General features: G+C 53.1%; 3 protein-coding genes. All 3 read right to left on the bottom strand.

Annotated elements, in window-relative coordinates; genetic code table 11:
* Positions 1 to 130 precede the first annotated feature (130 nt).
* On the bottom strand, positions 131 to 433 hold the full coding sequence (locus K6T12_RS21225; protein WP_222224971.1) for a transcriptional regulator: 303 nt from the start codon (positions 431 to 433) through the stop codon (positions 131 to 133).
* Between the two features lie 32 nt (positions 434 to 465).
* Positions 466 to 834, bottom strand: a complete 369-nt coding sequence (locus K6T12_RS21220) for a type II toxin-antitoxin system RelE/ParE family toxin (protein ID WP_315853643.1) — start codon at positions 832 to 834, stop codon at positions 466 to 468.
* 64 nt (positions 835 to 898) lie between these two features.
* Entirely contained in the window at positions 899 to 3,349 is a 2,451-nt protein-coding gene (locus tag K6T12_RS21215) for an SNF2-related protein (protein ID WP_222224970.1), read from the bottom strand.
* Positions 3,350 to 3,595: the final 246 nt, after the last annotated feature.

Raw genomic sequence — 3,595 nt, 5'->3', positions numbered from 1 at the left:
GGATGCTGAAGGCCTCCGAGAAGTGGACGCATCCAGTACAAAACTGGAATCTGACGCTATCCCAGTTGACCATCCACTTCCCGGGCAGGGTGGATCAATATGTGGACCTGTGATTTACGCTGAGACAGAACTATGAACACCCTCTGCCTTCACGGTCACGGCAGAACTTGATGATATCGAACAGGTTCTCAGCCCGAGGATTGCCTTTACTGCCGACCATACGACGCAGGCTCTTAACGTCCTTGCGGACGGATTCGGCAAGTTCGGGAAAGCTCTCTGTCGCATTGAGATAATCCCGAAGCAGGTGCTTTCCTGTCTCGAAGTCGCCTTCGATAAAATTTTCGATCGCTTCGTCGATAAGGGCACGGCGATACTCTGGATCCGCCTTGGCCATCTCCATGACGGTTTCGCGAAATTCTCGAGTCAGTGCCATTGCGGGCTCCTCTTACATGACTTTATTCAAAACTACAGTAGAGCTTCTTTTCGGCGCTGGTAATCAGCCCAGTACTTCTTCGCAGCGTCGATATCGTTGCCTTGTCTTTCCTTGGTTCCGCCGAACAACAGGATGACCAGCGTCTCACCGTCCAATCCATAGTAGATCCGGTAACCAGGCCCGTAAAATAGCCGGTATTCCATCACGCCTTCGCCGACTCCTTTGTGGTCGCCGAAATTCCCTTGCCGCATCTTATGTATTGCAGCGGTGATCTTGGCTTTCGCTCGGACGTCCTTGAGACCCTTCAACCAATCGGAATACGGCTTCTGGCCATCCTCGGTAATGTACTCTCGAGCATCGATTATCTGCTGCTTGCCCGATCCTTCAGTCTTCCTGACCACGATCGACTCCGTAAAAAATTATAGCATATGGTAACGTATATGTTACCAGGTTGATCGCATATTCTTAGGATGCCTTCGTAATGATGCAGGCAACAATCCTGTTCTCGATCGCTTTAGCCTGGGGTATCGCATGTAGCTCTGCTCGTATCCGCTGAATAGGGATAGGTTCTTCAATCAACCGGCTGCGAATGTCTTTAAGCAGAATCGCTCTCTTTCTCCTGCCGGATTCGAGTTCTGCATACCAGTGTGGCCTGATCAGATCCAGCCAGCGATCGGCGATGGTGCTCCAGTCAATCGATGCCTCTCGCGTCAGTGGCGAGGAGAGGACCCTGAGCCAGAAATCCAAATACTCCCGGTCGATATGACTCAACGATTCGTCCTTGCAATAGGCCGCGAGTATTATCCCCATTTCCGACAGGGCGACCTGCTTCCGCTTTGGGAGCAGGGTTCTTTCCATGCTTGAAACTCTGTCCAGGTAGCCGTCCAGAACCATCTGCGTATCGGGATCAATCGGCTCCGATTGATCGGGCACTCCCTTAAGTCGCTCCATCAATTTCTGTGAGATCTGTTCGAAGTCGGTCAGGAACTCTTTCTGGCCATCCTCGAACATCACCCATTTGGGCGCGCTGAAGTCGCTGCCTTTGATGCAGAAGAACGCCCACGACTTGGGGTCTTTGACGATGGTGAGTTGAACCTGAATTCCGCAGTCGTGTTTCGCAATCTGTTCGTACTGTTCCGGATCGATTAGTCCTCTGTCGCCGATCAATGCTTTGATCGGAGCGAAGGCATCCCCAATTTCATCCCAGTCATCGGCATGCTTGGCATGCTCGTCAACGATAGAACGGTAATCTTCAGGCTCGCTGTCCTGGCGTTTCAGAAATTCGGGCAGCGGAACGTTGGAACCGAGCAGGGTTTCAACCGTGCCATGACGCTCTATCAGTTTGTCATCCGATCTCAAGGCAAAAGCTTTGGAGTCATTTGGCCAATACACATCGATGCTCTCGTGAAGACTGTTCATGCGATCGATTCGGCCAACGCGCTGTTCCAGCAATCGAACGACGGAGGGCATATCCAGATTCACCACCGCCGAGGCTCTTTGGAAGTTCAGCCCTTCGGACATGGCGTCGGAGCAGAGCACGATGAGGGGCTTTTCGTCCTCCTCATTTCGTTTGGGTTTCAGTCGCTTTTCGAGCCGAACTTTGATGTTGCTTCCGACCTTTCCGGTTCCGACGATGACTTCGATGCCTGGGGCGATCTCGGCGATACGCGCCTTGAGGTCGAATAGCGTGATCGGGTGCCTGTCAAAAGCCAATACGATGCTATGGCCATCCTGCCGTATCAGGTCTGTCAGCAGTCGGGCTTTGGTCGATTCGCGGCTGGAATCCATATCGCCCAACAATTGGCAGATCTGCAGGTAAATCTGCCTCTCTTCAAGCGCTGCTGCCTTGTGGGCTTCTGGGTTGTGGATCCATGCAGGGATGTCGTTTTCGGATATCGCCGAATCGCATCCCGGTGGCTGTCCCGCACCTTTCTCCAGTTTGTGTATCACGCCCTTATGATCGGCGTGCCCATCCGTACCTCCTTGAATGTGGGCAAGGGCGGCTTTTCTGGAGGAGCGAAGATGGGACATTATCTGATAGATCGCTGCAGCCCGCGCGATGGCAAGGCGCCAGTCGATCAGCTCCTTGGTCGAAAACTGCTCCTCCAGATGGGACGGAAGGGCTATTTTTCGTTCGACGTAGCCAATGCCGGTCAGACGCTGAGTCAGGCTTCGGATCTCTTCGGCAATCGAGATTGCCTGATCCGACTCCCCGGTCGAGAAAGAGCACGGGTTATGTTTCGGATACCGGCAAGGGCGTTGGTATTCATCAGTATATTCAAGCGGAGAGCGATCGATCAGCGCGTTGAAGTCCGATTTTGTTCGCCGGATGGTAAAACGGCTGATCTCCTTTTTCAGTTTTTTGAGATGCTCCTCCTTCAACGCGGGGTCTTTGTTGGGCTTTTGCAGATAGTGGTTGAAGGCCTTTATGCCGGCGGGATCAAAGTTGTCAGCCCCCAGGATGTTGATCAACGAGAGAAGGTCGCTCTGTCCCTTGTTGATTGGTGTGGCCGTTTGAAGAATGACATGATCGGCCATATTACGTAGCAGAAACCTGGTACGGTTGGAGCTCTCGTTCAGGTAGTTGTGGGCTTCGTCGACACATAGAATCTGGGACTGTTTCAACGACAGGTCTACCAGTTGGGCAATCCCTTTGTCCTTGCTGCCGCTGAGCAGCCCCTGAGAGTAGGGCTGTATCTGGAGGCCTTGCAGTGCCGTCTCTTTCAGCCAGTTATGCTGCACGCCCGGTGGACAGATCAGCGTCGTATACGCACTGTTTCGGGCGCGACCCTTTTTCCATATCCGATCATGAACCGCACGTAACAACACCGATCCTAATCGTGTCTTGCCGGAACCTGTGGCATCGGCAAGCAACACGCTGCCCAATTGATCCAGAACACAGAGTGCCTGCGCCACGCCTTGGCGTTGTGCGGGCCAGATTGTCGTGTTATCTATCGGCACGATGGAGGCGATATACTGATCTGCCCAATGCCCTTCGAGCAGTTCAGCACAGGCGCGGGCGAGGGATTCCGGCCAAGTGAGAGACTGTAGATAAAACTGTGTAACTGCCTATCATGGAGCCAGCAATGGCTAAGGATAGGCAGTATGGACAAGAAGCAACTGGAGGCCTTCGCTCGCGAAGCCGCAAAATCCATCAAAACC

Source organism: Marinobacterium arenosum, from assembly GCF_019795155.1.
GTDB classification, from domain to species: domain Bacteria; phylum Pseudomonadota; class Gammaproteobacteria; order Pseudomonadales; family Balneatricaceae; genus Marinobacterium_C; species Marinobacterium_C arenosum.
The sequence above is the reverse complement of the archived record's forward strand: the minus strand, read 5'-3'. Positions and strand labels throughout refer to the sequence as shown.